Raw genomic sequence first — 21,336 nt, 5'->3', positions numbered from 1 at the left:
ATGCAGATCCTGTTGGCTAACCCGCGCGGTTTCTGCGCCGGTGTAGACCGCGCTATCAGCATTGTTGAAAACGCGCTGGAAATTTACGGCGCGCCAATTTACGTGCGTCATGAAGTGGTGCATAACCGCTACGTGGTCGACAGCCTGCGCGAGCGCGGTGCCATCTTTATCGAGCAGATCAGCGAAGTGCCGGACGGCGCGATCCTGATCTTCTCCGCCCACGGCGTGTCCCAGGCGGTGCGTAACGAAGCGAAAAGCCGTGAACTGACCGTTTTCGATGCAACCTGTCCGCTGGTGACCAAGGTGCATATGGAAGTGGCGCGCGCCAGCCGTCGCGGTGAAGAGTCGATTCTGATTGGTCACGCGGGCCACCCGGAAGTCGAGGGCACCATGGGCCAGTACAGTAACCCGGAAGGGGGCATGTATCTGGTCGAGTCGCCGGACGATGTGCTGACGCTTAACGTCAAAAACGAAGCCCGCCTGTCGTTTATGACCCAGACGACGCTCTCCGTGGACGACACCTCAGACGTGATTGACGCGCTGCGTCAGCGCTTCCCGAAGATCGTCGGGCCGCGTAAAGACGATATCTGCTACGCCACCACCAACCGTCAGGAAGCGGTGCGCGCGCTGGCTGAACAGGCGGATGTGGTGCTGGTGGTCGGCTCGAAAAACTCCTCTAACTCTAACCGTCTGGCCGAGCTGGCCCAGCGTATGGGGAAAGCGGCGTTTCTGATCGACGACGCGACGGATATCCAGGAAGCGTGGGTGAAAAATGCAGCCTGTGTTGGCGTCACGGCCGGGGCTTCCGCGCCGGATATTCTGGTGCAGAACGTCATCACCCGACTGCAGGAACTCGGCGGCGGCGAAGCGGTTCCGCTGGAAGGGCGCGAAGAGAACATTGTCTTCGAAGTGCCGAAAGAGTTGCGTATCGATGCGCGCGAAGTCGAGTAACTGAGTTTTAATGAATGCAAAGCCAGGCCCGGAGCCTGGCTTTTTTGATCCACGGCGCAATTCCGGCACGGCATCACAAGGTTAATCGATTAATCTGCTATGCTTTTCAGGCTGTTCTCCTCGGGCCGGAGACACATATGAAACCTGACATTATCCAGCCACCGCAGGTGGACTGGCAGACCGGCGCGTTCGCGCAGGGTCATATCCTTCGTAAAACGACGCGCATTGCCGATCTGGCTGGCGTGTTTGCCTGCACCGACGCCTGGCAGAACGGCGACCCGCAACGGCCCGTTTACGACGTTGAAATCCTCGACGGTAATACGGCCGAAGGCAGCCTGTTCACTGGCGTAACCCATCTTCAGCCCGGAAAAGTCGGCAATGAATTCTTTATGACCCGCGGCCACTTCCACGCGCGCCGGGAGCAGGGGGAAGTCTATCTCGGGCTGCGCGGGACGGGATTATTGCTGCTGCAATCAGAGAGCGGCAAGGCGTGGCTGGAACCCGTGATCGCCGGTTCGGTACACGTCATTCCCGGCTTTACCGCACATCGTCTGATTAACACCGGCACGGAGGTACTCTCCGCGCTGGCGGTCTGGCCGACAATCGCCGGGCATGATTACGCGGCTCTTCAGCAGGGTTTTGCGCTGAGGGTGACGGAGGTGGACGGCGACATCCTGGTGCGTGAGGTGCAGCATGGCTAATTACGGGCTGGATATGCAGATACATCATCGGCCGCTCGGCTTTTCATACGGAGAAGAGGTCACAGGCCCGATGCCGGAGATCCGCCGTCTGGATCAGATCCGCTCGTCGCTGCGCGATCCGGACTGTCAGGGGCCGGAAGAGGTGTACGCTATTGCGATGGACGTGGCGCGAATGCAGGACAGGGATGAGCTGAGCAAACGGATGCTGCTGTTTGGCGTGGTGACCTATGCCGCCGGACAGCTTGGCGACGAGCCCGTGCGCAGCCAGGGGCATGTTCATCGCATCAGCCAGCACAGCGGCTGGTCGCCGCCAGAGCTGTATGAGATCTGGCAGGGGACCGCCATTATTTATATGCAGGAGCGGGTTGAAAACGATCCGGGCCGCTGCTTTGCCGTGATCGCTCACGAAGGCGAGAAGGTGCTGGTTCCACCGGGCTGGGGCCATGCCACACTCTCCGCCGATCCGGATGTTCCGCTGACGTTTGGCGCCTGGTGCGACCGGGAATATGGTTTTGAGTACGAGGCCGTGCGGGCGCATAAAGGGCTGGCCTGGTATCCGCTGATGCAGGACCGGCAGGTCGTCTGGCAGCATAACCCGCGCTATGCGCCGGGACGATTACAGGTCATCACGCCGCGTCGGTATGCTGAGTTTGGTATTACTGCGGAGCCCATCTATCAGCAGTTTGTTGCCGATCCGGCGCGCTTTCAGTTTATCTCCCGGCCCGATAAAGTCGCCGCGCTGTGGCAGAATTTTCACCCATAAAAAAACCGGGGCCAGTTGGCCCCGGTTATCGCAAGCATTATCCGGCGAAAAGCCCCGACGCCACGCCAGCGGCGGCCAGTACCAGCAGGAGCAGCATCGCCTTAACCGGTGACACACCGCGTTTCGCCATCAGGTACCAGGTGCTCAGTACCACCACCAGCGGCAGCAGCTGCGGGAAAATCCCGTCGAGCATCTGCTGAACATGGATATTAACCCCATCTTTGGTGATGAACTCCAGCCCGGTGCCCAGCTTCACATAGCTTGCCGCGACGCCACCCATCACAAAAACACCCAGCAGGGACAGCGCTTCGCGCAGGCGGGTAGATTTGCTGCTCACCAGCATTTCAACAGAGCCGGATCCCATCTGGTAACCCTTCAGGAACAAGAACCAGGAGCCAGGTATGATAATGGCAAGCCAGGCCACTATGTAGAACAACGGTCCCAGGGCGTTACCGCCTGCCGCCAGCGCCATACCGATGCTGAGCAGAATAGGGATCAACATGCCGGGGATCATCGAATCGCCGATCCCGGCGATCGGCCCCATCAGGCCAACCTTGAGGGTATTGATCGTCTCACCATCGATAGGCTCACCGTTGGCCTTTTTCTCTTCAAGGCCCAGCGCCATCCCGTTCACAATGGCGCCAATCTGCGGCTCGGTATTGTAGAAAGAGGCGTGGCGACGCAGCATTTCCCGCCGCTGGTCGGCATCCGGGTAGAGCTTTTTGGCGACCGGCAGCATGCTCAGGCAGAATCCGAATGACTCAAGGCGCTCAAAGCTCATCGACGACAGGTTGTGCATCATCCATGCCCGCCAGCAGCGGCGCAGATCCTTACGGGTCAGTTTACGTTCTTCCATCAGAATTCGTCCTCGTCATCGTCGACCGGCGCAGAGGCGACGGCCTTTGCGGATTCCGGTTTGTAGTTATAGTGGATCAGCGCCAGCAGCGCGCCAACGATGACCAGCGCAACCATGTTGAGCTTCAGGAAAACGATGCAGACAAAGCCCACCAGAAAGTAGATCAGCATGCTGTAGTCTTTGATGATCTGCTTGAGCAGGATAGCGATACCGACGGCGGGCAAGATCCCACCTAAAACGTTCATGGTAGACAGCACCACGGCTGGCAGGCTGTCCATGATGCCGCTGATATACTGCGCGCCGAAGTAGACGGCAATGAACGTTGGAACAAAACGCAGAATAAAGTTGGTCGCCTGGGGCCAGATGGCGCTGTTCAGATAGATCCCCCTCTCGTCGCCGCGCTCAAGGGCGTTATCCGCGCGATGGTTCCAGAAGGAGTTCAGCACCATCATCGTATTAAACAGAATGGTCCCGGCAATGCCGATCGTGGCCGCCAGCGCCACCGCCACTTCCGGGCCTTTACCCGACAGAATACCCAGCGCAATGGCCGGGTAGGCGACAAAATTCAGGTCGGCGGGCATTGACCCGCCCGGCGTCACCATGGCGATATAGACCGCCTGCACCGCCACGCCAATCATGATCCCGGTCTTAATATCGCCAAGGATAATGCCCACCAGCATGCCTGACACCAGCGGGCGGGTGATCAAATACCAGCCGCCGGTCAGGCCCAGCAGCCAGGGGCTGCTCAGCGCGCCCAGATAACAGAGCACGCCAATTAATGCCGCTTCGATAATCATCATTCGCTCCTTATTTCAGCTTTTGCCGGGCATCCTGCCAGCTGTAGCTGCTGGCATCCGGTACCAGACGAAATTCAATGAGATGCCCCTGAGCGTTAAGCCAGTCAAACGCCGCGATCTCCTCTGCGTTGACCGACTGGTTCGGGCCAATAGTGGTGGTCTCCGCGCGGGCGCTCATCGGGCCAACGTTGATTTTGCCGTTACTGTTTTTCAGGCTGATACCGGCCTGTTCAATGCGCTGCAGGGTGAGGGGCGATTTGCCAATAACGAAATAGCGCTTGTTGCTGGCGATGACCTTCGGCAATTTTTCAATCGCCGTTGCGGTATCAAAAAGCCAGACTTTGGTGTCGGAGACGGCACCTTTCATGACGGAAGAGAGAAGGGGATCGGCCGCCACGGCGTCGTCAATGGCCACGATACCGTCGCAGGGCAGCTCTTTGGCCCAGCGTGTGATGAGCTGCCCGTGGATCACGCGGTCATCGATGCGTACAAAAGAAATGCTCATAGTGGAGTCCTCAAAAGTCGTCGGATTGCACGGCAGAAGCGGGAGCAGCTACCACCAGCGTGGGTTGGGTGAGCGCCAGCAGCAGGCTGGCCGCGGCGTTCACGTCGGCAAGCGCGTGGATCTCATCGGTTTGCAGCAGCATCGGCAGATTAACCCCGCCCAGCACCGCCACCGGCGGCGTGGTATCTGGCGAAAAGGCGGCGCTGCTGGCGACGTTCCACGGTGTGCCGCTTTGCATATCGCACAGCACCAGTACACCCTCTGCGTGTTGTGAGGCCTGAGCCAGCACGCGGGCAAAGTCCTGCTCAAAGCCTTCAATTCCCGCCTCACCGGTGAGCGTAACGGCATAGCAGTAGGGCAGATCGCCGTAAACCATGCGGGCGCTGTCGAGCATCGCGTTTGCCATCGGCCCGTGGGAGGCCACAATGATGTTAATCATGCTTACCCCCTGACCCAGGCTTTAACGGTGGCGAGCTGCTGGCCTGAGCCTTTGCCCCACGGTGTAATTCGGTATTCCCCTACGGCGGCAGGAATGATAAACGTCTCAGCGTAATGCACGACGAAAGGCTCAAACGCGCCGCTCGGGCTGTCGACGCGCGCTTCGTCGCCCTCAACCAGATTAAGCACGTTGACGCCGCCTTCAGTGTGGTGAACGACCGGGCCGCTAAACCAGTGGCGGCGTGTTTCGATAAATTCACGTTCGTGCAGTCCGGTTCGTTCTTCACGCCAGCCTTCACCCTCCGCCACCGGTTCAATCCGGTTGACCAGGTGGTCATTTACCCATTGGGTATCGCGCTGCCAGTCGATAACCTGCTCGCCGTGATCGAGGTGAACCGGGCGCGGTAAGCCATCAAGACCCAGGCGGCCCCAGTCCCAGAGCTTAAAGGTGAAAATGTACGGGGTGGCGCTGATCTCAAGCACCATGGTGCCGGCACCTGAACAATGTACGGTTCCGGCCGGGATGAGAAAGTGATCGTGTTTTTTGGCGGGGATTTGATTCACAAAGCGTGCATCGTCGAACGGCTTTTCGCCCCGCGCGGCCTGGCGCAGATCGTCCATCATCGCCTCAGCCCGGGTGCCTGTTTGGGTGCCGAGATAGACCACGGCCCCCGGCTCGGCGTCGAGAATGTAGTAGCTCTCATCCTGGGTGTAATGCATGCCAAACTGCTGCTGAATGTACTCCGTCAGCGGATGCACCTGAAAACTCAGATTCTGCCCCCCGACGGTATCAAGAAAATCAAAGCGGATGGGGAACTCGGCCCCGAAGCGGGCGTGAACCTTTTCGCCCAGCAGCGCGCGCGGTTGCAACAGAACGACATCAATGGAGGGGATCTCGATCCGAACGTCGCCAAACCGCATCAGCAGGCTGTTTTCCTCGGGCACGCAGTCAAAACACCATGCGTAGTTAGGCTTCGCTGGATCGAGATCGAATCGTTGTTTCATCCACTGGCCGCCCCAGACGCCGGGATCAAAGAAGGGGACAACGCGGAACGGCTGTTGTGTGGTCTGCTTAAGCCCCGCGCGAAGTGCCTCGCCGCTGACCATGGCCGGTGCGTCGGCCTGGGTGGTATCAAGCAGGAAATCACAGCGCTTGAGCAGCGGCGTTTTGTGTCGGTCAAAGACGCGCCACTCAACGAAAAAGGCGCGTTTATACCGGCGCAGCATATCTTCAGTGAGGTTTTCAACACCCCAGTTGCCCAGCTCGCCTGCGCGCATGCGCTGCTGAATTTCCCAGCGCGGCATATCGGCGTACACCAGCACATCGCCTGGATGGACCAGAGCGGCACCGGCGCCATACACAATCACCAGTCCCGCCGCCTCGGCCACCTGCTTTTGCAGGGCCGTTAATGCTTCGGCATCAAAAAACTCGGCGAGCTGGTGGCAGGAGAGTACGCCAAACACGCGGTCATCCGTCAGGTTGCGGGCCAGCATCTCGCTGAGCGTGTGCTCGTCGCGGCGGGCCGTTTCGACGTTTATCCGCACCGCGTTGCCGAACCGGGCAAGCACATTACGCTCAAGCTCCTCCAGACGGACGCCAGGATAGCAATCGATAACCAGCACGGTTTTCCGGGACGTCAGGACCCTGGTGTTAAGCGCCGTAATAATGTCGTTCCACCCACGCCATGCGTGAGCGTCAAATCCCCGAACAGAGACTTCAGGATGTTTGTTATAAGGGGGATAAGTCATCGTTTCACTCCATTGTCGTTGAAACTAGATTAATCGATTAACCTTGCGATGGAAGAGTGGTTAACGCGATTAACCTGGCAAAACGGCGAGGAAAGGCGGTTTTATGGCGGGGAGTGTGAACCGCTTCACAGGGAATTAGACAAAAATCAGGTTATTCGATTAATCTGTGAAGAATAAGGGAGGAACAATGACAACTGTAACGCTGGCGCAGGTCGCTGAACGAGCAGGCGTGTCGACCGCCACGGTGTCGATGGTCTTGCGAAACCGGGGGCGGATCTCGCAAGCCACCCGTGAAAGAGTATTAAAAGCGCTGGATGACGCGGGTTATGTCTATAACCAGACGGCGGCGAATCTTCGAAACCGCAGCAGCAACCAGGTCGGGCTGCTTCTGCACGATATTACTAACCCCTTTTACGGCGAGATGACGGCCGGGCTGAGTCATGAGATTGAGCGTCACGAGATGCTGCTGTTTCTGGCGAACAGCGAAGAGTCCGGTGAGCGACAGCAGAAGTTCGTCGATTCGCTGATGCGTAATAACGCGTGCGGTATGGTGTTGTGCGCGGCCCGCGAAACGCCACAGACGTTTTTTGAGAGCCTCAAGCGTCGCAATATTCCCGCCATTATGGTGGTGCGGCCCGTTAACGATCCGGATTTCGACTTTGTCGGTACCGACAACTTTCTTGGCACCCAGATGGCGACCGCGCATCTGCTCGCCCTGGGACACCGGCATATTGCCTTTATCGGCGGGAGCCAGAGTTCTGGTACGCGTGCCCAGCGTATTGGCGGTTTTACCAGCAAACTGCTCGAAAAAGGTCTTTCAGCGGACTCGCGATGGATTGTCCCCAGCCTGGCGAGCCAAAGCGACGGCGCACGGGTAGCCGAGAGTTTGTTCCGCCAGTTCCCGGCGATCACTGCCGCGGTCTGTTATCAGGATATCGTCGCGCTCGGCGTGATGCAGGCGCTGCGTAAAATGGGGCGCGAGGTCGGGCGTGATTTTGCCCTGGTGGGGTTTGACGATATCACCGAGGCGGCGCTGGTTCAGCCTGCGCTCACCACCGTATCGGTAGCGGCAAAAGAGATAGGTCGTAAAGCCGGAGAGCTGCTCTACAGCCGAATTCAGGGCAATAACGAGCCGCCGAAACGTATCATTCTGCCGCCTGCCCTGGTGATCAGAGAATCATGCGGTTTCAGTTAGTATGTCTTTTACTGATATCGGCTGCGGTTTCACATTAATTTCTAATTATGGGCGTTTTTAGTGGCAGCCTTCGTGAGGGCTGGTTACTCTGAAAACGATTTACATCATTTTAACGTAAGAGAATAACTATGCATGATGCACAGATCCGTGTCGCTATAGCGGGCGCGGGTGGACGTATGGGTCGCCAGCTTATTCAGGCGGCACTCCAGTTGGATGGCGTGGCGCTTGGCGCGGCGCTGGAACGTGAAGGCTCGTCGCTGTTGGGAACCGACGCGGGTGAGCTGGCGGGGGCAGGGAAGACGGGCGTCACCGTGCAGAGCAGCCTTGAGGCAGTAAAAGATGACTTTGATGTCTTCATTGATTTCACGCGCCCGGAAGGCACGCTGAACCATCTGGCGTTCTGCCGTAAGCACGGCAAAGGAATGGTCATTGGTACCACCGGTTTTGACGATGCCGGTAAACAGGCTATTCAGGATGCCTCGCGCGATATTGCGATTGTCTTTGCGGCGAATTTTAGCGTGGGCGTAAACGTCATGCTGAAGCTGCTTGAGAAGGCGGCAAAAGTGATGGGCGACTATACCGACATTGAGATCGTTGAAGCGCACCACCGTTACAAAGTCGATGCCCCGTCCGGCACCGCGCTGGCGATGGGCGAAGTGATTGCCCAGGCGCTGGATAAAGATCTGAAAGATTGCGCGGTCTATGCGCGTGAAGGCCACACGGGTGAACGCGTACCGGGCACGATTGGTTTCGCTACCGTTCGTGCGGGGGATATCGTCGGTGAACATACGGCGATCTTCGCCGATATTGGCGAGCGCGTTGAAATTACTCACAAAGCTTCAAGCCGCATGACCTTTGCCAACGGTGCCGTTCGATCCGCATTGTGGTTAAAAGAAAAGGATAAGGGTCTTTTTGATATGTGTGATGTGCTTGATCTTAACAATTTGTAAGCATTATTACCCTTCGTGATGTGGTTATTGCAGTCGTAATTGATTGATTGCATAGGGCAATATTTTATTGCCCTTTTATTTTACCTGTTTAGCGGCTTTTAATCCGCTTAATCCATGAAAGTATGGGTTAACCTTCGTTTATTCGTTATTGAATTGTAAATTTTGACCATTTGGTCCACTTTTTTATCGCGTTGAGCGCACATTTCAATTTAACGCCTCCCGCAAGCGTTTTCCGCAGTGATTTGCCTGATCTTTTCGCCGCTTACTCTGCATTTCAGCCACCAGGCCTGCAAAAGACTAAGCAAAATATCCGTTTTAAGTTGACTTTTAGCCACCAAATCCCCAGAATGCCGCCGTTTGCCAAAAATCCGCTGGCAACACATTTGCATTGCTTCATAACGCGGTTATGAATTAATATGCAAATAAAGTGAGTGAATATTCTCTGGAGGGTGTTTTGATTAAGTCAGCGCTATTGGTTCTGGAAGACGGAACCCAGTTTATCGGTCGGGCCATAGGGGCAACGGGTTCGGCGGTTGGGGAAGTCGTTTTCAATACTTCAATGACCGGTTATCAAGAAATCCTCACTGATCCTTCCTATTCTCGCCAAATCGTTACTCTTACTTATCCTCATATCGGCAATGTCGGCACCAATGCGGCTGACGAAGAATCCTCTCAGGTACATGCGCAAGGTCTGGTCATTCGTGACCTGCCGCTGATTGCCAGCAACTTCCGTAACACCGAAGACCTCTCGTCTTACCTGAAGCGCCATAACATCGTGGCGATTGCTGATATCGATACCCGTAAATTAACGCGCCTGCTGCGCGAGAAAGGCGCACAGAACGGCTGTATCATCGCAGGGGATAACCTCGATGCGGCGCTGGCGCTGGAAAAAGCAAAAGCCTTCCCGGGCCTGAACGGCATGGACCTGGCGAAAGAAGTGACGACCGCAGAAGCCTATAGCTGGACCCAGGGGAGCTGGACGCTGGAAGGTGACCTGCCGGAAGCGAAACAGGAGAGCGAGCTGCCATTCCACGTTGTCGCGTATGATTTCGGTGCCAAGCGCAACATCCTGCGCATGCTGGTGGACCGCGGCTGCCGCCTGACGGTTGTCCCGGCGAAAACCTCCGCCGAAGAGGTGTTGAAGATGAACCCGGACGGTATCTTCCTTTCCAACGGCCCGGGCGACCCGGCACCGTGCGACTACGCTATCGACGCCATCAAAGCCTTCCTTGAAACCGACATTCCGGTCTTCGGCATCTGTCTCGGCCATCAGCTGCTGGCGCTGGCGAGCGGGGCGAACACCGTCAAGATGAAGTTCGGCCACCACGGGGGCAACCACCCGGTGAAAGACATTGATAACGACACGGTGATGATTACGGCTCAGAACCACGGCTTTGCAGTGGATGAAGCGACCATGCCGGCCAACCTGCGCGTGACGCACAAATCGCTGTTCGACGGCACCCTGCAGGGTATTCATCGCACCGATAAGCCAGCCTTCAGCTTCCAGGGCCACCCGGAAGCCAGCCCTGGCCCGCACGATGCCGCACCGCTGTTCGATCACTTCATCGAACTTATTGAGCACTACCGTAAGACCGCTAAATAATCAGGAGCTGAGAAGACCATGCCAAAACGTACAGACATAAAAAGCATCCTGATCCTCGGCGCTGGCCCGATTGTTATCGGCCAGGCCTGTGAATTTGACTACTCCGGCGCGCAGGCGTGTAAAGCCCTGCGCGAAGAGGGTTACCGCGTTATCCTGGTGAACTCCAACCCGGCGACCATCATGACCGACCCGGAAATGGCCGATGCGACCTATATCGAGCCGATTCACTGGGAAGTGGTACGTAAGATCATCGAAAAAGAGCGCCCGGATGCGGTGCTGCCAACCATGGGCGGCCAGACGGCGCTGAACTGCGCGCTGGAGCTGGAGCGTCAGGGCGTGCTGGAAGAGTTCGGCGTGACCATGATTGGTGCCACCGCCGACGCGATTGATAAAGCAGAAGACCGTCGCCGCTTCGACGTGGCGATGAAGAAAATCGGCCTCGATACCGCGCGTTCCGGCATTGCGCACAATATGGAAGAGGCGCTGGCCGTGGCGGCTGACGTGGGCTATCCGTGCATCATCCGGCCTAGCTTCACCATGGGCGGCACCGGCGGCGGCATCGCCTATAACCGCGAAGAGTTTGAAGAGATTTGCGAGCGCGGCCTGGATCTCTCCCCAACCAAAGAGCTGCTGATTGACGAGTCGCTGATTGGCTGGAAAGAGTACGAGATGGAGGTGGTGCGTGATAAAAACGACAACTGCATCATCGTCTGCTCTATCGAAAACTTCGATGCGATGGGGATCCATACCGGAGACTCCATCACCGTTGCGCCAGCCCAGACGCTGACCGATAAAGAGTACCAAATCATGCGTAACGCCTCGATGGCGGTACTGCGTGAAATCGGCGTGGAAACCGGCGGCTCTAACGTGCAGTTCTCGGTGAACCCGAAAACGGGCCGTCTGATTGTTATCGAAATGAACCCGCGCGTGTCTCGTTCTTCCGCGCTGGCCTCCAAGGCCACCGGCTTCCCGATTGCGAAAGTGGCGGCGAAGCTGGCGGTGGGTTACACCCTCGATGAGCTGATGAACGACATCACCGGTGGCCGCACGCCTGCGTCCTTCGAGCCGTCCATCGACTATGTTGTGACCAAAATTCCACGCTTCAACTTTGAGAAATTCGCCGGTGCGAACGACCGCCTGACCACCCAGATGAAATCCGTGGGTGAAGTGATGGCGATTGGCCGCACGCAGCAGGAATCCCTGCAGAAAGCGCTGCGCGGCCTGGAAGTCGGTGCCACCGGTTTCGACCCGAAAGTGAGCCTCGACGACCCTGAAGCGCTGACCAAAATCCGCCGCGAGCTGAAAGACGCGGGTGCTGAGCGTATCTGGTACATCGCCGATGCCTTCCGTGCGGGCCTCTCCGTCGACGGCGTGTTCAACCTGACCAACATTGACCGCTGGTTCCTGGTACAAATTGAAGAGCTGGTGCGTCTGGAAGAGAAAGTGGCAGAGCTTGGCATCAACGGCCTGGACGCTGACTTCCTGCGCATGCTGAAGCGTAAAGGCTTCGCCGATGCGCGTCTGGCTAAGCTTGCAGGCGTGCGCGAAGCGGAAATCCGCAAGCTGCGCGACCAGTATGACCTGCACCCGGTTTACAAGCGCGTGGATACCTGCGCGGCGGAGTTCTCCACCGACACCGCCTACATGTACTCCACCTATGAAGACGAGTGCGAAGCGAACCCGTCCGTCGACCGCGATAAAATCATGGTACTGGGCGGCGGTCCTAACCGTATCGGCCAGGGCATTGAGTTTGACTACTGCTGCGTCCACGCCTCGCTGGCGCTGCGCGAAGACGGTTACGAGACCATCATGGTCAACTGTAACCCGGAAACCGTCTCGACCGACTACGACACCTCTGACCGCCTCTACTTCGAGCCGGTCACCCTGGAAGACGTGCTGGAAATCGTGCGTATCGAGAAGCCGAAGGGCGTCATCGTGCAGTACGGCGGCCAGACCCCGCTGAAACTGGCACGCGCGCTGGAAGCTGCAGGCGTACCGGTCATCGGCACCAGCCCGGATGCGATTGACCGCGCCGAAGACCGCGAACGTTTCCAGCAGGCGGTTGACCGTCTGAAGCTGAAACAGCCGGCTAACGCCACCGTGACCGCGATTGAAATGGCGGTGGAGAAGGCGAAAGAGATTGGCTATCCGCTGGTGGTGCGCCCATCCTACGTACTGGGCGGCCGCGCAATGGAGATCGTCTACGACGAAGCCGACCTGCGCCGCTACTTCCAGACGGCGGTTAGCGTCTCTAATGATGCGCCGGTTCTGCTCGACCGCTTCCTGGATGACGCGGTAGAAGTGGACGTCGACGCCATCTGCGACGGCGAAATGGTGCTGATTGGCGGCATTATGGAGCACATCGAGCAGGCGGGCGTGCACTCCGGTGACTCAGCGTGTTCTCTGCCAGCCTACACCCTGAGCCAGGAAATTCAGGACGTGATGCGCCAGCAGGTGCAGAAGCTGGCCTTCGAGCTGCAGGTTCGCGGCCTGATGAACGTCCAGTTCGCGGTGAAAGACAACGAAGTCTACCTGATTGAAGTGAACCCGCGTGCGGCGCGTACCGTCCCGTTTGTATCGAAAGCGACCGGTGTACCGCTGGCGAAAGTGGCAGCGCGCGTGATGGCGGGCCAGACGCTGGCGCAGCAGGGCGTGACCAAAGAGATCATCCCGCCGTACTACTCGGTGAAAGAAGTGGTGCTGCCGTTCAACAAATTCCCGGGCGTTGACCCGCTGTTAGGGCCAGAAATGCGCTCTACCGGGGAAGTGATGGGCGTGGGCCGTACCTTCGCGGAAGCGTTCGCCAAAGCACAGCTGGGCAGCAGCTCCACCATGAAGAAATCGGGCCGTGCGCTGCTCTCCGTTCGTGAAGGTGACAAAGAGCGCGTGGTCGACCTGGCCGCCAAGCTGCTGAAACAGGGCTTCGAGCTGGATGCGACCCACGGTACGGCGATTGTGCTGGGTGAAGCCGGTATCAATCCGCGTCTGGTGAACAAGGTGCATGAAGGTCGTCCGCACATTCAGGACCGTATCAAGAATGGCGAATACACCTACATCATCAACACCACCGCAGGCCGCCAGGCGATTGAAGACTCCAAGCTTATCCGCCGCAGCGCGCTGCAGTACAAAGTGCATTACGACACCACCCTGAACGGCGGTTTCGCGACGGCGATGGCGCTGAACGCGGATGCCACCGAGAAGGTGATTTCGGTGCAGGAAATGCACGCGCAGATTAATAAGTAAATAAGCCAGCCCGGCAGCATTCGCTTGCCGGGCATTATCCCCCCTATTAGGAACCATCTGGTTTTCCATCCGCATTCAGTCAGTTAGCCTAGAATTAACAGGACGTTAATTACATTCAACTGACAAGCAGGGGAAACACCATGCGCAATAAACTCCTTATCACTTCTTTTCTGGCTGCCACTGCACTGTTTACCGTTGCGGGATGTTCGTCTAACCAGGCGGTGAAAACCACCGATGGCCGTACCATCGTGACCGACGGCAAGCCGCAGGTGGATGATGACACGGGTCTGGTATCGTATAAAAACGCCGAGACGGGCCAAACCGAACAGATTAACCGTGACCAGGTAAAATCCATGGGTGAACTGGATAACTAAAAAAAAGCCGTGGCGAGAGCCACGGCTTGTTGCATTTTGCGGTAAGTGATTACCAGCGGTGATTCAGCAGGATATGACCGCCGTAAGCGGCATAGCTGTTCTCACCCCATTCGCCGCTGGCGCGCAGCGAAATCGTGGTGGTGTCGTTCAGGTTGCCGGTCACGCCCAGCTCTAACTGGCCACGATCGTCTGGCGTATCGTTGCTGACGGTTTCATCGTTAAAGGCCAGATCGTTTTGACCCGCACCTTTAAGCCAGTTAACCGCAACGTACGGCTGCCATGCCTTCACGTCTTTCTGCTGGAAATAGCTCGATTTAACACCGAGACGACCGAAGAAGGTATCGTTATCCAGCGTGGTAACGCGTACGCCATCGCGGTCAGTATGGTTTTCCTGATCCAGATAGCTGTAGATCACCTGTGCCTGCGGCTCGATTTTCCAGGTGCGCTCGTTCTCTGAAGCGATAATCCATGCGTGACCCACTTCGACAGAGGCAGCAAAGCCTTCGCTATCGTAATCTTCGTCGTTACGATTGCTGGTCACTTTGTTGTTGTACCAGCTGTAGGCCGCCCAGGTATCAATGTAGTTGCCCAGACGCAGTTTCTGATCTTCCTGCCAGGTCGCATACAGCCCAACGTTAAAGCCATCCACTTTACCCTGCGCATCGCGGACGTTGTGTTTGGCGTCGGAATGCGTTTTCGCCTGGCCTGCACCGAACATACCCCCGGCACGGAGAATGCCGTTGTCCATCGGCTTGCTCATGAAATCGCTGCCCACCTGAAGGACGGTGGTGGTGGTGTCATAGTTAACCTTGTCACCGCCGGCGTCGTTTTCGTGATAACGGCCTTTGACGTACATCCAGGTGTTCAGATCTTCTTCGTTGCGGAAGGTGATCTGATCGCGGTCGTCACGTTTATGCAGGAACATGCTTTGCGCGGCAAGGTAGTTGCCAAGGTATGCGCCAACTTCCGGTGCCATCACTTCTGGCGCAGCGTTTCCACCGTTATCGGCATCGCCGCCGTTGTCAGAATTGCCACCGTTATCGGTATTACCGCCATTATCGGTGTTGCCGCCGTCGTCAGTATTGCCGCCACCGTCGGTATTGCCACCGCCATCGGTATTACCGCCGTCGTCAGGTTTATTGCCGCCATCATCTGGCTTATCCCCGCCATCGGTATCATCCGCCGGATCGTCAGACGGGGTGGCTTTCGATTCCAGATACCAGTTGCCGTCGCTGTGCTGATACAGGTTGTATTCGTATGCGCCTGCAACCACCGGTTTAGCCAGCGTCAGCTGTGCTTCGGAACTGCCGTCGACGCTGACGATCTCCATACCGTTAACGGTCTGCGCGCCGAGGCCACCCATATTGCTGACGGTCACGCCAGACTGACCGAAGCTGCTGCCGGTAATGGTGAGGTGGTCTGTCGGGGCATTATCAGCACCCAGTTCGCTGTTCATCACAATCTGGCTGCCGGCAGAGCCGGTATAGTCGCCGTTAATGACGAAGTTATTGCCCACGCTGTTGTTGGCTGCGCTGAGCAGAACTGTGCCGCTATTGGTTACGTTGCCATTAATGGTATCAATGCCTGACGTGCTCAGGGTGGCGTTACCCTGAACCGCGTTCCACGCGGCCAGCGTACCGCCGCTCAGGATATCAATGTTGTCGTTGACTTGTCCGGCAGACGCAAAGGTTGCGCCATTTTCGATGGTGACGGTGGCGTTACTGCCCTGCACACCGAGCTGTGCGCCAGCCGTAACCAGCGTGGTGCCGCTGTGTAAAACCGTATTACCGGTATAGGTGTTTTTGCCGCTAAGCGTCAGGGTGTGGGCATCCGCTTTTTCAATGTTGCCGCTGCCGGTAATGTCGGTAGCGTAAGTGAAATCGCTGCCCTGATTGAAGATGAGGGTGCCGTTGTTGGTCATGCCACCGCTCAGCGTGGCGGTATTCTGGCCGTTACCCAGCTGCAGCGTGGCGTTTTGAGCCACCAGCGTATTGCCGCTGTTATCGACATCGCCAGTCAGGATTAAATTACCGCTGTTGACCTGCAGGGCATCGCCAGAGCCGATAATATCGAGATCGCCCGACAGCGCCCAGCTTTCACCGTTCATTTTGACGGAGGCAAAGCCGTCGCCTTCATTGAGGCCGACAAAATTGCTGTCTTCGGTGCCTGTGCCTACAAACGTCAGGGTGTTACCGGTAGAAACGGTGGAGATGACATCGCCCGCCAGTGACGAGCCGGTGTCGAGTACCAGGGTGTTGTTTTTATTGCTGGCGAACATGACGGCAGCATTCTGGCCGCTCAGCGTTCCGCTGTTGGTGATATCGACTTTTGCATCACCGGTGACATTGATCCCATTCTGGCTTCCCTGAATGGTACCTGTGTTAATGGTTTTAGTATTGCCACCACTCAGCGCGACACCGTCTCCGTCTGTTCCGACAATTGACCCGCTGTTCTTCACACCAATGCCTGTTGCTGCACTCAGGCCGGTTTGACCTTTTATTAAGCCTGTAGCGGTATTACTGATATTTATAGCGGAGGAATCCTGACTAACAAAAATGCCTTTTTTCTCGCCGGTAATATTGCCGTTATTGTAAAAGTCACCCAGCATTGATGAAATATTTACGGCATTTCCGATCCTGGAGGATATTGTTGCTCCGACTTCATTATTGACGGTAATACTCTGCGCTCCGGTATTAATACTCATACCATCCGCAAAGCCTGAAATATTTCCGCGGTTTGTTATGCTTGAGACCTTGATGCCGGAGACGGTAACGGCCGCTGCGGTGCCGGCTGAGGATATAGTGACATCTTTATTAACGGTATATTCAGCGTCAGCGGAAAATTCTTGCGGGACAGAAGTGGACTGGTCGATCGTACCTGCTGAGGCCATCATCGGAGTGAAAATCAGCAGGGCAGGGAATATTTTCCCCAGGGTTATCGTGGTCCTGTTTAATACAAAATATTTATTACTCATGTGCACATCCATTTGAAAGAAAAGACGATAGGCGAATGAATTAAACCAGTCTTTTTACATGTAGAATAGTTTGGCTTAGGGAAGGAAACGCAAAATTATTATTTTTTCAATGTGTTATGTATACTTTATTTTATTAAATATGCTTTTTAATATATCTAAATATGTTGACACCAATGATCATTAATCATTAATTAATTCACTTAATCAATATATCGAAAAGGGACTCACAGGGGGGCAAGGGGCTGGAAGCCGCGGGTGGCAATACTTGCCTTTTTGTTTAGCGCTGCCTTTACGCTCTTTCGGCTGCCAACGTAACTGTCTACACTCACTGCTACCAGACAAGAAGAAAGTGAAAACAGGCCCATCGATGATTTTAATTATTTATGCGCATCCTTATCCGCATCATTCACATGCGAACAAAAGGATGCTTGAACAGGCAGGGAGCCTCGACGGAGTGGAAATCCGCTCTCTCTATCAACTTTACCCCGACTTTAATATTGATATTGCCGCCGAACAGGAGGCGCTGTCGCGTGCCGATCTGATTATCTGGCAGCATCCGATGCAGTGGTACAGCACGCCGCCGCTTCTGAAGCTGTGGATCGATAAAGTCTTCTCCCACGGCTGGGCATATGGCCACAACGCTAATGCTCTTAAGGGGAAAAGCCTGATGTGGGCCGTAACGACCGGCGGGGGGGAGAGTCATTTTGATATTGGGGCTTTCCCGGGCTTTGACGTATTGGCCCAACCGCTGCAGGCAACCGCGCTGTATTGTGGAATGAACTGGCTCCCACCATTTGCGATGCACTGTACCTTTGTCTGCGACGATGAAACGCTGCAGGCGCAGGCCCGTCATTATAAACAACGCTTACTTGAGTGGCAGGAGACGCAAAATGGATAGCCATACGCTTATACAGGCGCTGATATACCTTGGCGCGGCGGCGCTGATTGTGCCCGTGGCGGTGCGCCTTGGGTTAGGGTCCGTGCTGGGTTATCTGATTGCGGGCTGCGTCATCGGGCCGTGGGCGCTGCGTCTGGTCACCGATGCCGAGTCGATTCTTCACTTCGCTGAAATTGGCGTCGTGCTGATGCTATTCGTGATTGGCCTCGAGCTGGATCCACGGCGCCTCTGGAAATTACGCGCATCGGTATTTGGCGGCGGGGCATTGCAGATGGTGGCCTGTGGCCTGCTGCTCGGCGGGTTCTGCATTGTGCTGGGAATGGACTGGAAAGTGGCCGCGCTGATTGGCATGACCCTGGCGCTCTCCTCGACGGCCATTGCCATGCAGGCGATGAACGAACGCAACCTGACGGTCTCTCAGATGGGACGCAGCGCGTTCTCGGTGCTGCTGTTCCAGGACATTGCCGCCATTCCGCTGGTGGCGATGATCCCGCTGCTGGCCGCCAGCGGCGCATCAACGACGCTGGGCGCATTTGCCCTGTCGGCGCTTAAAGTCGTCGCTGCGCTGACGCTGGTGATCCTGCTTGGTCGATACGTCACCCGTCCGCTGCTGCGCTTTGTTGCCCGCTCGGGCCTGCGCGAAGTCTTCAGCGCCGTGGCGTTGTTCCTGGTGTTTGGCTTTGGCCTGCTGCTGGAGGAGGCCGGGCTGTCAATGGCGATGGGCGCGTTCCTCGCGGGCGTACTGCTGGCAAGCTCCGAATACCGACATGCGCTGGAAAGCGATATTGAGCCGTTTAAAGGGCTGCTGCTGGGGCTGTTTTTCATCGGGGTGGGTATGTCGATCGACTTCGGTACCCTGGTTACGCACCCGCTGCGGATCATCATTCTGCTGGTCGGTTTCCTGGTCATTAAAATGGCGATGCTGTGGCTGATCGCCCGTCCGCTGAAGGTGCCCAGTAAACAGCGCCGCTGGTTTGCCGTGCTGTTGGGGCAGGGCAGCGAATTCGCCTTTGTGGTGTTTGGCGCGGCCCGGATGGCCAATGTCCTCGATCCTGAGTGGGCGAAAGCGCTGACGCTTGCCGTGGCGCTGTCGATGGCGGCCACGCCGATCCTGCTGGTGCTGCTGACGCGTCTGGAAAAATCGGGCAGCGAGCAGGAACGCGAGGCGGATGAGATCGACGAGGAGCAGCCGCGTGTGATCATCGCCGGTTTTGGCCGTTTTGGGCAGATCACCGGACGTCTCCTGTTGTCGAGCGGTGTAAAGATGGTGATCCTCGATCATGACCCCGATCACGTCGAGACCCTGCGTAAATTCGACATGAAGGTCTTCTACGGCGATGCGACCCGGGTCGATCTGCTGGAGTCTGCCGGTGCGGCGAGGGCGGAGGTGCTGATCAACGCCATTGACGATCCGCAAACCAGCCTGCAGATGGTTGAACTGGTGAAAGAACATTTCCCGAACCTGACCATTATTGCCCGCGCCCGTGACGTCGACCACTACATTCAGCTGCGTCAGGCCGGGGTGGCTGCGCCAGAGCGTGAAACGTTCGAAGGCGCGCTGAAATCGGGCCGCATGGCGCTGGAAAGTCTTGGTCTGGGAGCCTATGAAGCGCGCGAGCGTGCCGATCTGTTCCGCCGGTTCAATACCGGGATGGTGGAAGAGATGGTTGAGATGGCGGGCAGTACGGACACTGAACGCGCGGCGGTATTTAAACGTACCAGTGCGATGCTGACGGAAATCATCAGCGAAGACCGCAACCACCTCTCCCTGACCCAGCGTCACGGCTGGCAAGGCACGGAAGAGGGCAAGCATACCGGCGATCCGCAGGATGAACCGGAGAGTAAACCGTCCGCGTGAAGTGGAGTTGCCAGCAATATTAAAAAATTTCTTTTTCTTTACCCTGCCGCCAGTCGACGAAAGATTAAGCTTTCCGTATAGTGGCGGCAATTTTTTGTATCCGGGAAATTTTTAATGATCAGTCTGATTGCAGCGCTGGCGGTAGACCGCGTTATCGGCATGGAGAATGCCATGCCGTGGAACCTGCCTGCCGATCTCGCATGGTTTAAACGTACGACGTTGAACAAGCCGGTAGTGATGGGCCGCCTGACCTGGGAGTCAATCGGTCGTCCATTACCGGGCCGTAAAAATATCGTTATCAGCAGCCAGCCGGGCACGGACGATCGCGTTGAATGGGTAAAATCCGTCGACGAAGCGATTGCCGCGTGTGGCGATGCCGAAGAGATCATGGTGATCGGCGGTGGGCGTGTGTATGAGCAGTTCCTGCCAAAAGCGCAGAAGCTGTATCTGACCCACATTGATGCGGAAGTGGAAGGGGACACCCATTTCCCGGATTACGATCCGGACGAGTGGGAGTCGGTGTTCAGTGAATTCCACGACGCTGATGCACAGAATTCGCATAGCTACTGCTTCGAGATTCTGGAACGTCGTTAAGCGATAACCCTCTCCTTCCGGAGAGGGTTTCAAACGTCAGGAGGCGACCGCCTCACCTTCTCCTGTGTTCAGCTGTCGGTTGGACGGCTGCACAAAATAGGTTTTATCTTCCCAGCGCAGACAGGTCAAATCGCCACCCCAGCAGCATCCCGTATCCAGACCGTAAATGCCCTCCGGCGTGCCTTTTCCTTCCAGTGACGCCCAGTGACCAAACACGACGCTGTAGTCATGCGTGACCGGCCCCGGAATGGCGAACCAGGGTTTAAGCGGCGCAGGGGCGCTTTCAGGCGTCTCTTTACAGTACATATCCAGCTGCCCGTTCGGGAAGCAGAAGCGCATGCGCGTGAAAGCGTTAGTGATAAAGCGCAAACGCGCGAGGCCGCTGAGATCGTCGCTCCAGTTATTCGGCATATCGCCGTACATGGCATCGAGAAAGAACGGGTAAGAGTCGCTCGCCAGCACCGCTTCGGCGTCGCGCGCGCAGGTTTTTGCAGTCTCGATATCCCACTGCGGCGTGATCCCGGCATGCGCCATCACCAGCTTTTTCTCTTCATCGATCTGCAGCAGCGGCTGGCGACGTAGCCAGTTGAGCAACTCGTCGGCATCCGGGGCGTCCAGCAGCGGAGAGAGGCGGTCTTTAGGCTTATTGCGGCTAATCCCGGCGTAGACTGCCAGCAGATGCAGATCGTGATTACCCAGCACCATCCGAACGCTGTCGCCCAGCGATTTAACGTAGCGCAGCACGTCAAGCGAGCCGGGGCCACGCGCGACTAAATCACCGGTGAGCCAGAGCGTATCCTGCCCGGGCACGAAGTCGACCTGTTTTAACAGGGCGATCAGTTCATCGTAACAACCGTGAACGTCGCCAATCAGATATGTAGACATTA

The 21,336-nt window shown here is 56.8% G+C and carries 18 protein-coding genes; 11 read left to right on the top strand and 7 right to left on the bottom strand.

Annotation, left to right across the window (positions count from 1 at the left end):
* The 3 genes from ispH (at position 1) to FFS28_RS11675 (ending at position 2,415) form a co-directional block, all read left to right on the top strand.
* Complete coding sequence (gene ispH / locus FFS28_RS11685; protein WP_006173954.1) at positions 1-951, top strand: 4-hydroxy-3-methylbut-2-enyl diphosphate reductase; 951 nt, start codon at positions 1-3, stop codon at positions 949-951.
* A gap of 137 nt (positions 952-1,088) precedes the next feature.
* Positions 1,089-1,652, top strand: a complete 564-nt coding sequence (locus FFS28_RS11680) for a glucose-6-phosphate isomerase family protein (protein WP_137849615.1) — start codon at positions 1,089-1,091, stop codon at positions 1,650-1,652.
* Complete coding sequence (locus tag FFS28_RS11675; protein WP_137849614.1) at positions 1,645-2,415, top strand: glucose-6-phosphate isomerase family protein; 771 nt, start codon at positions 1,645-1,647, stop codon at positions 2,413-2,415. The genes FFS28_RS11680 and FFS28_RS11675 overlap by 8 nt, the downstream gene beginning before the upstream one ends.
* Positions 2,416-2,452: 37 nt before the next feature.
* On the opposite strand, the gene FFS28_RS11670 is transcribed toward FFS28_RS11675, so the two are convergent.
* From FFS28_RS11670 to FFS28_RS11650, 5 genes are read right to left on the bottom strand one after another with little or no spacing between them, the layout of a single operon-like run.
* On the bottom strand, positions 2,453-3,271 hold the full coding sequence (locus FFS28_RS11670) for a PTS system mannose/fructose/sorbose family transporter subunit IID (protein WP_006173945.1): 819 nt from the start codon (positions 3,269-3,271) through the stop codon (positions 2,453-2,455).
* Positions 3,271-4,068, bottom strand: coding sequence for a PTS mannose/fructose/sorbose/N-acetylgalactosamine transporter subunit IIC (locus FFS28_RS11665; RefSeq protein WP_137849762.1), 798 nt, complete (start codon positions 4,066-4,068; stop codon positions 3,271-3,273). Before FFS28_RS11665 ends, FFS28_RS11670 begins: the two co-directional genes overlap by 1 nt.
* A 10-nt stretch (positions 4,069-4,078) precedes the next feature.
* On the bottom strand, positions 4,079-4,573 hold the full coding sequence (locus FFS28_RS11660; RefSeq protein ID WP_137849613.1) for a PTS sugar transporter subunit IIB: 495 nt from the start codon (positions 4,571-4,573) through the stop codon (positions 4,079-4,081).
* A gap of 10 nt (positions 4,574-4,583) precedes the next feature.
* Positions 4,584-5,012: a PTS sugar transporter subunit IIA gene (locus FFS28_RS11655; RefSeq protein ID WP_137849612.1), complete on the bottom strand. Its 429-nt coding sequence runs from the start codon at positions 5,010-5,012 to the stop codon at positions 4,584-4,586.
* A gap of 2 nt (positions 5,013-5,014) precedes the next feature.
* A complete protein-coding gene (locus FFS28_RS11650) occupies positions 5,015-6,760 on the bottom strand; it encodes a class I mannose-6-phosphate isomerase (protein WP_137849611.1) in 1,746 nt (581 codons plus the stop codon).
* A 187-nt stretch (positions 6,761-6,947) separates the two neighbouring features.
* Here FFS28_RS11650 and FFS28_RS11645 point away from each other — a divergent pair, with 187 nt between their 5' ends.
* The 5 genes from FFS28_RS11645 (at position 6,948) to FFS28_RS11625 (ending at position 14,125) form a co-directional block, all read left to right on the top strand.
* Positions 6,948-7,955: a LacI family DNA-binding transcriptional regulator gene (locus tag FFS28_RS11645; RefSeq protein WP_137849610.1), complete on the top strand. Its 1,008-nt coding sequence runs from the start codon at positions 6,948-6,950 to the stop codon at positions 7,953-7,955.
* 128 nt (positions 7,956-8,083) lie between these two features.
* Positions 8,084-8,905, top strand: a complete 822-nt coding sequence (gene dapB / locus FFS28_RS11640) for a 4-hydroxy-tetrahydrodipicolinate reductase (protein ID WP_137849609.1) — start codon at positions 8,084-8,086, stop codon at positions 8,903-8,905.
* Positions 8,906-9,359: 454 nt separating this feature from the next.
* A complete protein-coding gene (gene carA, locus FFS28_RS11635; RefSeq protein ID WP_042319283.1) occupies positions 9,360-10,508 on the top strand; it encodes a glutamine-hydrolyzing carbamoyl-phosphate synthase small subunit in 1,149 nt (382 codons plus the stop codon).
* A gap of 18 nt (positions 10,509-10,526) precedes the next feature.
* Positions 10,527-13,751 (top strand): carbamoyl-phosphate synthase large subunit, encoded by a 3,225-nt coding sequence (gene carB / locus FFS28_RS11630; RefSeq protein WP_137849608.1) that lies wholly within the window; start codon positions 10,527-10,529, stop codon positions 13,749-13,751.
* A 140-nt stretch (positions 13,752-13,891) separates the two neighbouring features.
* Complete coding sequence (locus FFS28_RS11625) at positions 13,892-14,125, top strand: YgdI/YgdR family lipoprotein (RefSeq protein WP_006173922.1); 234 nt, start codon at positions 13,892-13,894, stop codon at positions 14,123-14,125.
* Positions 14,126-14,174: 49 nt separating this feature from the next.
* On the opposite strand, the gene FFS28_RS11620 is transcribed toward FFS28_RS11625, so the two are convergent.
* Positions 14,175-17,099 carry an autotransporter family protein gene (locus tag FFS28_RS11620; protein ID WP_171007405.1) on the bottom strand — a complete coding sequence of 975 codons (2,925 nt, stop codon included), beginning with the start codon at positions 17,097-17,099 and terminating at the stop codon, positions 14,175-14,177.
* Positions 17,100-17,466: 367 nt separating this feature from the next.
* Here FFS28_RS11620 and kefF point away from each other — a divergent pair, with 367 nt between their 5' ends.
* The 3 genes from kefF to folA all read left to right on the top strand — a co-directional run bounded on the left by kefF (position 17,467) and on the right by folA (position 20,449).
* Positions 17,467-17,997, top strand: coding sequence for a glutathione-regulated potassium-efflux system oxidoreductase KefF (gene kefF, locus FFS28_RS11615; RefSeq protein WP_137849607.1), 531 nt, complete (start codon positions 17,467-17,469; stop codon positions 17,995-17,997).
* A complete protein-coding gene (kefC, locus tag FFS28_RS11610) occupies positions 17,990-19,855 on the top strand; it encodes a glutathione-regulated potassium-efflux system protein KefC (protein ID WP_137849606.1) in 1,866 nt (621 codons plus the stop codon). The genes kefF and kefC overlap by 8 nt, the downstream gene beginning before the upstream one ends.
* Before the next feature lie 114 nt (positions 19,856-19,969).
* On the top strand, positions 19,970-20,449 hold the full coding sequence (folA, locus tag FFS28_RS11605) for a type 3 dihydrofolate reductase (RefSeq protein WP_006173915.1): 480 nt from the start codon (positions 19,970-19,972) through the stop codon (positions 20,447-20,449).
* Positions 20,450-20,485: 36 nt separating this feature from the next.
* Here folA and apaH read toward each other — a convergent pair whose 3' ends face one another.
* Entirely contained in the window at positions 20,486-21,334 is an 849-nt protein-coding gene (gene apaH / locus FFS28_RS11600) for a bis(5'-nucleosyl)-tetraphosphatase (symmetrical) ApaH (RefSeq protein ID WP_102891442.1), read from the bottom strand.
* Between the last annotated feature and the right edge of the window lie 2 nt (positions 21,335-21,336).

Origin of the sequence: Enterobacter sp. 2VL (assembly GCF_005503595.1) — a bacterium.
In the GTDB taxonomy this organism is placed as follows: Bacteria; Pseudomonadota; Gammaproteobacteria; order Enterobacterales; family Enterobacteriaceae; genus Enterobacter; species Enterobacter cancerogenus.
This window is presented reverse-complemented; position numbering and strand designations above follow the sequence as displayed.